Genomic DNA, 11,099 nt, shown 5'->3' on the forward strand with positions numbered 1-11,099 from the left:
CCGCCTCCCGGACGACCGGGGCATAGCGACGCTCGATCTCGCGGGACCGTGCTGCCGCGAAGGACTCGACGGCCTCCCCCCCACCGACCTGGCCGAGGTAGCCGAGGGCCTTGACGGCGAGTTCCGAGTACCCCTCCGGCAACAGGTGGTGTGCCTCCTGGCCGGCCACGTAGTGCCGGGCGGGACGTCCACGACCGCGCTTGCCCACCAGACCGGGCTCGTGCTCGATGATCTCCCCGGACTCCTCGAGGGTCGTGATGTGCCGACGCACCGCGGCGGTCGTGAGACCGAGCTGCCTGGCGATCGCGCTGGCCGTGACCGGCCCCTTCTCGACGATCAGGTCGAGCACCTGCGTACGGGTGCCGACATCACCCTGTTCGACCATGGCACCCCCCTCCGCCGTGTCCGGTCCGCTGTCAGCGACCAGTGTACGACCTTTTGGCAACACGGGGCTTTCCGAAATCGTGAGGTGTCTGACCTCGCATTTCGCCGCCCGTGCGGGGTTCGCCGGGTCCGGTGGTCCCTCAGCGCAACCAGGGGGCGTCGAGGGGGCGCAACGACTGCCATCCGCGGGAACGGGCGGTCGCGGTCGCGAGGATCCCGACCACGGTGGTGGGGTTGTGGAACCTCCCCGCCAGGACACCCGACACCGCCTCGTCGAGGTCGACCCAGGTCTCCAGCATGTCGGCCTCCTCGTCCTCGCGCGGGAAGGGGGTGGCGGTCGGGCGGACGTCACGCGCCAGGTACACACGGATCGACTCCGAGGACCCCCCCGGGGAGGTGAAGTAGTCGACGAGCACGTCCCAGCGAGCGGCCTCGAGGTCGGCCTCCTCGCGCAGTTCCCGACGCGCCGCGGCCCACGGCTCCTCACCTGCCACGTCCAGGAGACCGGCCGGGACCTCCCACAGCTCCGCCCCCACGGGGTGGCGGTACTGGCGCTCGAGGAGCACCTGCTCGGCACCCTCCTCCCCACGCAGGGCGACGATCCCCACCGCGCCGGGATGGGCGAGGTACTGGCGCACGACCGGCTCCTGGCCGTCCACCACACGCACGAGGTCCTCGTCGAGACCGAAGACACGACCCTGCCAGACGTGGGTGTGCGACTCGACCTCACGTGGGGACTTGCGGTCGTGCAGCTCGTCGGCGGGGACCTGCCTGCGTGTCATCACTCGGCGTCGCCCCCCTCGAAGCGGGCCTCGGCCTCCTCCTCACCCTCGCCCCGGAGGACGAGGCCGGCCGCGAGACGCTCGGCCTGGATGGCCAGTGCGGCGCCGATGAGGCCGGAGAAGAGGGGGTGGGGACGGGTGGGACGGGACTTGAACTCCGGATGCGCCTGGGTGGCGACGTAGTAGGGGTGGAGCGAGCGGTCGAGCTCGATGAACTCCACGAGGCTGCCATCCGGTGAGGTCCCGCTGATGTGCATCCCGACCTCCTCGAGGGAGGGGGCGTAGGCCTCGTTCACCTCGAAGCGGTGGCGGTGGCGTTCCGAGACCTCCGTCGTGCCGTAGGCCTCGGCCACCACGGATCCGGGGGTGAGGACCGCCGGGTAGGCACCCAGCCGCATCGTGCCGCCCAGGTCCCCCTTGCCGGCGATGATCTGGCGCTGGGAGTCCATCGTGGCCACCACCGGGTCGGAGGTGGTCGGGTTGAACTCCGTCGAGGAGGCGTCGGGCAGGCCCACGAGGTCGCGCGCGGCCTCGATGACCATGCACTGCAGGCCCAGGCAGATGCCCAGGGTCGGCACCCTGTTCTCGCGTGCCCAGCGCAGCGCACCGACCTTGCCCTCGATGCCCCGCACCCCGAACCCGCCGGGCACCAGCACGGCGTCGACCCCGCCCAGTGCCCTCCCGGCGCCGTCGGGGGTCTCGCAGGAGTCGGCGGTGACCCAGCGGATCCTCACGCGGGCCCGGTGGGCGAAGCCGCCCGCCTTCAGGGCCTCGGAGACCGAGAGGTAGGCGTCGTGGAGGTCGATGTACTTGCCGACCAGGGCCACCTCGACCTCGCTGCGGGGCTCGCGCACACGCTCGAGGAGTCCGTCCCAGCGTGACCAGTCCACGTCGTGGAAGGGGACGGAGAGCCTGCGCACGAGGAAGGCATCGAGGCCCTCGGCGTGCAGCACCCGGGGGATCTCGTAGATCGAGCTCGCGTCGCGGCAGACGACCACGGCCTCGCGGTCCACGTCGCACATGAGGGCGACCTTCTTCTTCACGGGCTCGGGGACCTCGTGCTCGCTGCGCAGCACGAGGGCGTCGGGCTGGATGCCGATGGAGCGCAGGGACGCCACGGAGTGCTGGGTGGGCTTCGTCTTGAGTTCCCCTGCCGCAGCCAGGTAGGGCAGCAGCGAGACGTGGACGAAGCAGCAGTTCTCACGGCCGATCTGCTGGCGCACCTGGCGGGCGGCCTCCAGGAACGGGGTGGACTCGATGTCGCCGACGGTGCCGCCGATCTCCGTGATGATGATGTCCGGGGGTGTGGTCCCGTCGGTCGGGTTCGCCTGGGCCCGCATGCGCCGCATGATCTCGTTGGTGATGTGGGGGATGACCTGGACGGTGTCCCCCAGGTACTCCCCGCGACGCTCCTTGGCCAGCACGGTGGAGTAGACCTGCCCGGTGGTCGCGTTGGCCGCACCCGAGAGGAACACGTCGAGGAAACGCTCGTAGTGGCCGATGTCGAGGTCGGTCTCCGTGCCGTCCTCCGTGACGAACACCTCCCCGTGCTGGAAGGGGTTCATCGTGCCCGGGTCGACGTTGATGTAGGGATCGAGCTTCTGCATGACGACCCGCAGACCACGGGCCCGCAACAGCATTCCCAGTGACGACGCGGTCAGGCCCTTGCCGAGCGAGGACACGACACCGCCCGTGACGAAGATGTGCTTGGGCATCGACTGTTCCGCACCCGGGGTGCGCGAATCAAAGTTCACCATGGAACTTCACCCTATCAGCCGCGCGCCGCCCCCCGGACGAGCCGCCCCGGTGGCGGTGGGTGTGCCCGCGGTGCGGCAGTCCGGCTGGCGGCACCCCCTGCGGCAGTTCCGGACGCTCCTCAGTGCGCGGCGGGGAAGGGCGGGAGCACGTCGGTCGCGCCCTCGCCGACACCGAACGAGCGCGCCTGCGCACCGGCGTCACCCAGGGCGAGGACCGCGGAGAAGGCACCCATCGCCGTGCCCACGGAGTCGACCGTGGTCACGGGCACCCCCTGGGCACGGACCTGGGCGAGCATCGTGTCGCTGGACGAGGCGTCCGCGAGCACCACACCACCGGAGGGCGCACTGGCGACGGCCCGAGCGAGCCCGGCCCAGGCCGACACCGAGGGAGTGGCCGCGCCGCTCTGGGAGTCGTCGCCACTGGTGGCCGACGAGGACGCACGCGGCCCGATCACGAGGATCGCAGCTGCCTTGCCCTGCGGGTCCTGGTCGATCCTGAGGATCGGGGTGGAGGCATCGGTGAGCATGTCGGAGACGAGGTCCTGCTCCGATCCCGTCGAGGTCAGCACCTCGACGAGCGCGTAGCCGATGACCGCGTCGGTCGTCGCGTCGCCCGGTGCGGCCGTCGTGAGGTGGGACGCGAGGGGACTCGCCAGGGTCTCGCGGTACTGCGCCATGGACTGGGAGTCCCAGTTCTCGGTCATCGACACCGCGCCGACGACCTCCGCCCCCGCCTTCGCCAGGTCCTCCACCGCCGCCTTGACATCGGCGGCGTCGGTCCCGGGAAGCGCGACGGTCACCACCGGCACACCGTCGAGGGTCGAGGGCAGGACGCGGTCCGCCACCTCCCCGATCATGGAGTCCTGGGCGGCGAGGCCCTGCTTGGCGCTGGCGAGCGCCGCACTCTGGTCCTCCACGGAGGCGCCCTCGTCGGAGGAGGACAGGGCATCACCGAGCTGCGCCTGCAGGGGGCCGGCGCCGAGCACGACGCCGACCGCCAGCGCGACGAAGACGGCGATCAGTGAGACCAGGTGGTAGCGGAAGTTGACCATGGGTGCCTCTCAGGCTGCATTCCCGCCCAGGAGTGAGCGGAACCAGTTGACGACGTCGGACAGGACGGAGGAGACGGGCTCGAAGAGGCCGTGCCCCCAGGGGGTGGACCACAGTGCCGCGCAGACGGCGCCGACCAGGACGAGGGCGAGCAGCACCAGGAGCCAGGAACGGATGCGTGGCCGGTGGATGGCCCTCACGGCCTCGGAGGACACGAGGCGGTCGCTGGCGCGCAGGCGGGTGAGGAACCCGGCCGCCATTCCGGCCCGGTCCCGGTCGAGGAAGTCGTCGAGCCCCTGACGGGCGCCGACCGTGACGATGACGGACGCCCCCGCGAGGTGGGCGAGGAGGACGGCCGCGTCCTCGGAGCCCCCGGCCGCGGTGAAGCTGGAGTGTGCCAGTCCCTTGCGGTCCAGGCGCGACCTGCCCTGCGCGGTCCCGTCGTGCGCCTCGTGGAGGACCAGCTCGGCGCCCGAGGAGAGCACCTTCTCCGAGACGGTGTCCATGTCGCCGATGACGAGGTCGGGCCGCAGCCCGTTCGCCGTGGCGACGTCCGCACCGGAGTCCACTCCGACCACCACGGGGTCCGTGTCCCCCATCCACTGACGCAGGCCACGCAGCTGGCCGGGTGTCGACGGGGAGGCCATCACGAGGACGACGGGGCGCCCCGCCATGTCGGTGCGCAGGGCCGGGAGGCCCTCGCCCTCCACCAGTGGGCCGGACTCCCTGTCCAGGTAGACCCCGACGGCACCCGCGAAGGCCTCCAGCTGCGCGGAGATGCCGGCCCGCGCGCCGGCCATCGCCTGCGCGTCGTCCTCGAGGGTCTGTCGGTGGCCCGTCGCCACGAGTTCCCCGCCCCGGAACACCGAGGCGCCCGAGAGCTCGACGGAGTCTCCCTCCCGCAACGCCATCACATCGGGACCGAGGTCGTCGATGAGGATGATGCCCGCCTCCAGCAGCACCCGGGGGCCCCTGTTCGGGTAGCGTCCGGTGGTCGCAGGAGCGGCGTCCAGCACGGCGGCGGGCCGGGCCGCCACGAGCTGCTCGGCAGTGGTGCGGTCCAGGTCGGCCTGGTCGATGAGGGCGATCTCACCGGCCTCCAGCCGGGTGGCTAGCCTCCTCGCACGCTCGTCCACGCGCAGCCTGGCGCTGACGTCGGGCTCGGGTGGGGGCGGTGTCTGGGTCGGTCGGTCGGTGGAGGTCACACCTGCGATTGTTGCACGCCCGCCCCGTCGAGGAGCTCGAGGGCGTGGCGGCGTGCCGCCTCCGAGTGCGGATCGCCGCCCATCATCCGGGCGAGTTCCTCGACGCGCCCCCCGTCCGCGACGGGCCGGACGGTGGTGGTGGCGCCGTCCTTCTCCACCACGAGGTGGACATCCGCGAAGGCCGCGACCTGCGCGAGGTGGGTGACGACGACCACCTGGTGGGTCCGGGCCAGACGTGCCAGGCGTGATCCCACCTCGGTCGCGGTCCTGCCACCGATGCCGGCGTCGACCTCGTCGAAGACGAAGGTGCGCGGGTGCTCCTGCGAACCGGTGACCACCTCGAGGGCCAGCATCACCCGGGAGAGCTCACCGCCGGAGGCACCCTGCCCGAGAGGACGTTCCGGTGCCTCCGGGTGCGGCCGCAGGAGGAACTCGACGTCCTCGGTCCCCTGCGGCCCCGGCTTGTGCCCGACGAGCCGGATGCCCAGGTGTGCCCCACCCATCGCCAACCCGCGGAGCTCGGCGTCCACCGCGTGGGAGAGGGTCCGGGCCAGGGCCGCCCGGGAACGAGCCAGCTCCGCGCCGGCCCGCAGCACTTCGGACTGGGCGTCGTGCAGCCGCCGCTCGAGGACCTCTGGATCCGTCGCGGGGGCCGTCAGTTCCTCCAGTCGGCGCAGCGCGGCCTCCTGCCAGGCCAACAGGCCCGTCGCGTCCGCGGCGCGGCCGACGAGGAGCTCACGCAGTGCCGCGCGTCGCTCGTGCACGGCGGCCAGACGCTGGGGATCGGCCTCCAGGTGCCCCTCGTAGGAGGTGAGGTCGTCGCCGACGGCGTCGAGCTCGAGCAGGCTCGCGGTGAGCCTCCCCGCCTGGTCCTCGAGGTCACGGTCGAACGCCGTCCCCTCGCGAAGGGCCTCCTGTGCCCCGCGGACGAGGTCGAGCGCCCCGGGCGTCCCCTCCGCACCGAGGAGGAGGGCGCGGGCGCGTCCGACGGCCTCCCTGAGGTCCTCGACATTCGTCAGGCGCTCGGTCTCGGCGCGCAGCTCGTCGTCCTCGCCCTCGTGGAGGTCGAGGGCCGCGACGGCCTCGGTGGCCTCACTCAGGGAACGCACCTCGGCCTCGCGGGCCTCCACGGAGTCGCGTCCCTCGTCGCGGCGCCGCCGCGCCTCCACGGCTCCCGCCCACGCCTCCCGGTACGCCTCCAGCAGGCTCAGGTGCGGTTCCCCCCCGAAGGCGTCGAGCACCTCCCGCTGGGCGGAGGAGTGCCTCAGGCGCATCTGGTCGGACTGTCCGTGGATCGTCACGAGCTCCTCGCCCAGCCGGGCCAGCGCGGAGGCGGGCACCGGCCGACCGCCCAGGCGCGCCCGGGATCGCCCCTGTCCCGCGACGGTCCGGGAGACGATGAGCTCACCGTCCTCGACCTCGGCGCCGAGGTCCTCGGCGAGGACACCCACCCGGTCCCCGACCTCGAAGACACCGTCGACCTCGGCCCGCGGGGCCCCGGTGCGGACCACCGCTGGATCCGCCCGCCCCCCGAGGAGCAGCTGGAGGGAGGTGAGGACCATCGTCTTCCCCGCACCGGTCTCACCGGTGAGCACCGTGAGCCCCCGACCGAACTCGAGGTCCGCAGCCGCGATCACCCCGAGCGAACGGATGCGCAGCGTCGAGATCATTCCCCGGTCCCCACGCCGTTCCCGGTGTCCGCGTCACTCCCGGCGTCCGCGTCGCTCCCGGACCGGCTGCGCCACCCTCGCACCGGGAGGTCGAACTTGCGCACGAGGCGGGTGGCGAAGGGCGTGTCGTCCAGCCTGGCCAGACGGAGCGGGTGCCGGCCCACACGGGCGACGACGGAGGTCCCCGTGGGCGCGGTGGTCCGCCGCAGTCCGTCGCACCAGACCTCCGGTGCGGTCCACAGTCTGTCGAGGACGAAGACCTCCAACTCCGAGGAGCGGCCCACGACGAGGGGACGGGTGAACAGACCGTGTGCCGCCAGCGGCGCCATGACGATCGCCTCCGTGTCGGGCCACACGACCGGTCCGCCCGCTGAGAAGGAGTAGGCCGTCGAGCCCGTGGGAGTCGCCAGGACGATCCCGTCCGCACCGTAGGTCGACACGTCCTGGCCGTCGACCGCCAACCCCAGGTGCACCGGGTGGGCGACATTCGTGTGCATGATGACGGCCTCGTTGAGCGCCCAGTCCGTCACCTCGGTGCCGTCCGGGAAACGCATGGTCACGTCGAGGGTCATGCGGCTCTCCACGTGGAAGTCGTGCCGGGCGATGCGCTCGACCACGGAGGGGATGCCGTCGGCGGAGACCTCGGCGAGGAAGCCCATGTGTCCCATGTTCACCCCGAGCAACGGCACGTCGTGCCGCCGTGCGTGCTCCGCCGCCGCGAGGATCGTGCCGTCACCGCCCAGTGCGAGCACCATGTCGATGTGGCCGGCGTCGGCCTCGTCGAGCACGACCTCGAGCCCGCGCGCCTCCAGCTCCCTCCTGGCGACCTCTGCCGCCGCGATGGCGGCTGGACGGTTGACGTGACGCACGAGCATGATGCGTTCACTCATCGGGTGCCCCTCCTCGCGTCCGGCGCCGGTCCCCTGCGGACCGCGTCGACGATCCGTGTGTGCAGGTCCTCCGGGGCGATCCGGTCCGGGTGACCGGCCCGCATCGCCAGGAAGTACTCTACGTTGCCCGAGGGGCCGGGCAGTGGAGAAGCTTCGACGGCGTGGATGTCGAGGCCCAGTCCGAGGGCACTGCGAGCGACGGACTCGACCGTCTCGACGTGCTGGTCCGGGTCGCGGACGACCCCGCCGTGGCCCAGACGCTCACGGCCGATCTCGAACTGGGGCTTGACCATGAGCAGGAAGTCCGCGTCCGGGCGCGCGACCCCGACCAGGGCGGGCAGCACGAGGGACAGCGAGATGAAGGAGAGGTCGCCGACCACGAGCTCCGGTGCGGGCGCCACGTCCTCGGGACGCAGGGTCCGCACATTGGTCCGGTCGTGGACCTCCACTCGGGGGTCCGTGCGCAGCCTCCACGCGAGCTGTCCGTACCCGACGTCGACCGCCACCACTGTCGCTGCGCCGCGGCGCAGGAGGACGTCCGTGAACCCTCCCGTCGAGGCACCGGCGTCGAGGCACCGGCGCCCCTCGACGAGCGGAGCGGCCCCACCGAGCGCGTCGAGCGCGCCGGCGAGCTTCCGGGCACCGCGGGAGACGTAGTCGTCCTCCGGCAGTTCGTCGAGGACGATCGCCTGGGCGGGATCCATCTGGCGGGCGGGTTTGGTGACCACCTCGCCGTCGAGTCGGACCCGTCCGGCCTCGATGAGCTCCCTCGCCTGGGTGCGCGACCGGGTGAGACCGCGACGGACGAGTTCGGAGTCGATGCGTCGCAGCCTCACCTCAGCTCCTCGCCGTCTCCAGGGACGTCCTCAGGTCGGCCTCGACGGCGGCCAGGGTGCGGACCTGCAGGTCCACGGACAGGTCCTCGAGGCCCTCCAGACGCGCCTCCACCGTCTCCAGCGTGGCGTCGAGATCCCCCGTCGGCGGCACCGGCGGCACCGGTGGGGCTCCGTGGTCGGCTGTCACAGCTGGTCGCTCCCGCCCTCGTCCCCCTCGGGGACAGCCGGGGTGTCACCGTCGACGTCGGTCGCCGTGGCCGCGGGTGACCCGTCGGCGTCCTCCGCACCGCGGTGGGCGTCCTCCCGAGCAGGGGAAGCGTCTCCGGTGCCCTCCAGGAGGGCCTGCAGTTCCTCCTCACCGGGGAGGAAGGTGGGTGTCCCGGCCGGATCGGCCAGGTCCTCCGCCACCACACCCAGCTCGAGGTCCTCCTCCGAGAAGGCGTCGCCGTCCGCGGACTGCGGATCCTGCTCGTCGGTACCCGCGGGCTCGGCGACCGGCGCGACGGCGGGCTCGGGCTCGGGCTCGGGCGCCGAGACGACTCCGGAGGGATCGTCGTTGTCCACCACGGTGATCTCAGGGCACACGACTCCGGTCCCCTCATCCGCGGCGTCCCAGGCCGCGGCCGCCAGGGCTCGGTAGGAGTCCAGGGTCACCGTGGTGGCGGTGGCGAGCTCGACGTCGTCGAGGCTGGGCGTCCCGTCCCGCAGGACCCGTGCCACCTGGGAGAACCCGCAGGTCCACGAACCGTCGCGGTGGTGCTTGGGCCGTGGGTGCTCCTCGACCAGACCACGCAGGTCCCGGGCCAGGAACGCCGGACGTTGACCCCGACGGGCCATGATGACGTCCCGCGCCTGGTGGACTCCGGTCAGGACGTGCATGGAGGGCAGCCCTGCCGCCACCGCCCCCGCCACGTCCGTCTCGAGACGGTCACCGACGGCCACGGGATTGGTCGCACCGACCAGTGCTGCGGCGCGGGAGTAGATACCGGGCTCGGGCTTGCCCGCCGCGATGGGACGCCGGCCGGTGGCGTTCTGCACGGCGCGGACCAGGGAGCCGTTCCCGATGGCGAAGCCGCGTTCGGTCGGCAGCGTGGCATCCAGGTTGGTCGCGAAGAACGTCGCTCCCCTCTGGATCGCGTAGACCGCCTCCGAGAGCTCCGCCCACCCGACGCCGGGGTCGAACCCCTGCACGACGGCCCCCGGCTCATCGTCCGCCGACTCGACGATCTGGTAGCCACCCTCGGTCACCGCGTCCCGGAGTCCCTGTCCTCCGACGACCAGCACGCGGGTCCCGGGCTCGAGGTTCTCGTCCATGTAGGCGACGACGTCCATCGCGGAGGTCATGACCATGCCCGGCTCCGCCCCGAACCCCATCGCGGAGAGTCTCTCCGCCACGCTGCTCGGTGAACGGGAGGCGTTGTTCGTCAGGAATGCCGTCTTCATGCCGGCCGCACGGGCCGCGACCACCGACTCCGCCGCATGGTCGACCGGTTCCGTGCCGTGGTAGGCGACCCCGTCGAGGTCCATGAGGATCCCGTCGAAGGTGGTGCACAGGGTCGTCTCCGTGCCACGGAGGGGCGAGGGCTTCCGGTCGACATCGGCATCCGCGAACAGCTCGACGTCGACGATCTCGGGGTCATCGACCTCGGCCGGCATCGCCGCCTCGACCTCGTCCGCCTCGTCGTCCCGACCGAGTTCGCGCAACCGGTCCGCCTTGACGCTCATCAGGCGCCTGAACAGTTCGGGATCCGCGTCCTCAGGGAGAGCGGCCAGTGCGTCGTCGACGAGGACGAGACCCACCTCGTTCTGACCCAGGTCCGCACGGGCACCGGAGGAAACGAGCACGAGCTCGACCTGGTCGGCCAGGTCCATTCCCCTGGTGTCGACCGAGTCGATGATCTCGACGGCCTTCTCAGGTCGTCCGAGGCCACGCTCCGAATCGGCCTCGATGGCACGCAGCGAGTCGTCGCCACGCATCCTGCGCACTGCCCGCACCTCGCGCAGTGCTTCCTCGTAGCGACCCGACGCGTAGGCCGTGAGGGCTGCGGCCTCGCGGACCACGTCGACCCTCCCGGCCCGCTCAGCGGCCGCGTGGGCATGCTGGTAGGCCTGCTCCGGATCGAGGTCGAGGAGCTGTCCCGACATCACCAGGTGACGCGCGACGATGTCCCTGTTCGGGCCCGAGAGCGTGTTGAGGGCACGCAACACATCGGCATCGAGCTCGTCAGCGGAGACCCCCGCCGGGATCGCCGGTTCCTCGGGGTTCGGCGAGACGTACTCATCTGTGCTCGAGTACCGCTCATTGCGGTCCTCACGCCCGCGACCGCCGCGACCGGCATGATCGCTTTGCCGGTTACGGTCATCCTTGCGGTAACCCCCGCGACGCTCCCCTCCCCGGTCGTCGCGGGACTGGTAGGAGCGACGCTCCCCACCCCGGTCGTCACGGGACTGGTAGGAGCGACGCTCCCCACCCCGGTCGTCACGGGACTGGTAGGAGCGACGGTCCCCACCCCGGTCGTCACGGG

General features: G+C 72.0%; 10 protein-coding genes. All 10 read right to left on the reverse strand.

All coding sequences use genetic code 11. From position 1 onward, the window contains the following. Positions 1-385: helix-turn-helix transcriptional regulator (locus TA90_RS06910; RefSeq protein WP_043535341.1), on the reverse strand; the 385-nt coding region annotated here is incomplete at its 3' end. A 139-nt stretch (positions 386-524) separates the two neighbouring features. Then, positions 525-1,166, reverse strand: a complete 642-nt coding sequence (locus tag TA90_RS06915) for an NUDIX domain-containing protein (protein ID WP_043535346.1) — start codon at positions 1,164-1,166, stop codon at positions 525-527. After that, a complete protein-coding gene (locus TA90_RS06920) occupies positions 1,166-2,923 on the reverse strand; it encodes a CTP synthase (RefSeq protein ID WP_052450607.1) in 1,758 nt (585 codons plus the stop codon). The genes TA90_RS06915 and TA90_RS06920 overlap by 1 nt, the downstream gene beginning before the upstream one ends. A gap of 119 nt (positions 2,924-3,042) precedes the next feature. Beyond that, positions 3,043-3,975 (reverse strand): copper transporter, encoded by a 933-nt coding sequence (locus TA90_RS06925; RefSeq protein ID WP_043535342.1) that lies wholly within the window; start codon positions 3,973-3,975, stop codon positions 3,043-3,045. A gap of 9 nt (positions 3,976-3,984) precedes the next feature. Next, positions 3,985-5,178: a putative cytokinetic ring protein SteA gene (gene steA, locus TA90_RS06930; protein WP_052450608.1), complete on the reverse strand. Its 1,194-nt coding sequence runs from the start codon at positions 5,176-5,178 to the stop codon at positions 3,985-3,987. Then, on the reverse strand, positions 5,175-6,848 hold the full coding sequence (gene recN, locus TA90_RS06935; protein ID WP_043535343.1) for a DNA repair protein RecN: 1,674 nt from the start codon (positions 6,846-6,848) through the stop codon (positions 5,175-5,177). Before recN ends, steA begins: the two co-directional genes overlap by 4 nt. Then, positions 6,845-7,738 (reverse strand): NAD kinase, encoded by an 894-nt coding sequence (locus TA90_RS06940; protein ID WP_052450609.1) that lies wholly within the window; start codon positions 7,736-7,738, stop codon positions 6,845-6,847. Before TA90_RS06940 ends, recN begins: the two co-directional genes overlap by 4 nt. After that, positions 7,735-8,574 carry a TlyA family RNA methyltransferase gene (locus TA90_RS06945; RefSeq protein ID WP_043535344.1) on the reverse strand — a complete coding sequence of 280 codons (840 nt, stop codon included), beginning with the start codon at positions 8,572-8,574 and terminating at the stop codon, positions 7,735-7,737. The genes TA90_RS06940 and TA90_RS06945 overlap by 4 nt, the downstream gene beginning before the upstream one ends. 1 nt (position 8,575) lies before the next feature. Then, on the reverse strand, positions 8,576-8,761 hold the full coding sequence (locus TA90_RS06950; protein WP_043535345.1) for a hypothetical protein: 186 nt from the start codon (positions 8,759-8,761) through the stop codon (positions 8,576-8,578). Continuing rightward, positions 8,758-11,099: HAD-IIA family hydrolase (locus TA90_RS06955; RefSeq protein ID WP_074015331.1), on the reverse strand; the 2,342-nt coding region annotated here is incomplete at its 5' end. The genes TA90_RS06950 and TA90_RS06955, both read right to left, overlap by 4 nt.

The organism is Actinomyces polynesiensis (assembly GCF_000820725.1).
GTDB classification, from domain to species: Bacteria; Actinomycetota; Actinomycetes; order Actinomycetales; family Actinomycetaceae; genus Pauljensenia; species Pauljensenia polynesiensis.

Bases quoted from the DNA above. Each gene is read 5' to 3' on its own strand.
- TA90_RS06915 (WP_043535346.1), bottom strand. From the start codon at position 1,166: ATGACACGCAGGCAGGTCCCCGCCGACGAGCTGCACGACCGCAAGTCC.
- TA90_RS06920 (WP_052450607.1), bottom strand. From the start codon at position 2,923: ATGGTGAACTTTGATTCGCGCACCCCGGGTGCGGAACAGTCGATGCCC.
- TA90_RS06925 (WP_043535342.1), bottom strand. From the start codon at position 3,975: ATGGTCAACTTCCGCTACCACCTGGTCTCACTGATCGCCGTCTTCGTC.
- recN (WP_043535343.1), bottom strand. From the start codon at position 6,848: ATGATCTCGACGCTGCGCATCCGTTCGCTCGGGGTGATCGCGGCTGCG.
- TA90_RS06940 (WP_052450609.1), bottom strand. From the start codon at position 7,738: ATGAGTGAACGCATCATGCTCGTGCGTCACGTCAACCGTCCAGCCGCC.